Source organism: Roseburia faecis (assembly GCF_001406815.1).
Taxonomy (GTDB): domain Bacteria; phylum Bacillota; class Clostridia; order Lachnospirales; family Lachnospiraceae; genus Roseburia; species Roseburia faecis.
In genome coordinates this window covers 1-421 of the sequence record NZ_CVRR01000089.1, presented here as the reverse complement: position 1 = coordinate 421, position 421 = coordinate 1, and the positions used below count along the sequence as shown (strand labels likewise).

The 421-nt window shown below is 43.2% G+C and carries 1 protein-coding gene; it reads left to right on the top strand.

Annotated features, from left to right (window positions below; translation table 11 throughout):
* A partial coding sequence (locus tag M72_RS15575) for a MobA/MobL family protein (protein ID WP_176694805.1) occupies window positions 1-421 on the top strand: 421 nt, incomplete at both ends.

The window sequence follows — 421 nt, the reverse complement described above, 5'->3', positions numbered from 1 at the left end:
ACTGTGAACTGTGGCGGAGCGAGTGGGCAAAGGTGTGTAATGAACATCTGCCTTTGCATAATCAGGTCGATCACCGTTCTTACGAAAAGCAGGGAAAACTCCAGATTCCTACCATCCATGAAGGTGCTGACGCAAGAAAGATTGAACAAAAGTTTCTTGCCGGGCAGGAAATAAAAGGTTCGTGGAAAGTAGCGGAAAATCAAATCATAAAACAACAAAACACGTTATTGCAAAAGATACTGGACACCTTTGGGAAAGTATCAGGTGCATTATCATTATGGAAGGAGCGATTAAATGACATTAGAAGAAAGCCGGGAAATTATACCCTTAATGGAGTCCATGATTGGGCAAATCGAAGAACAGCAGACCTTAATGGCAGAAATGCTTCTGGAAATGCAGAACCGGGACACCCAACTCTCTC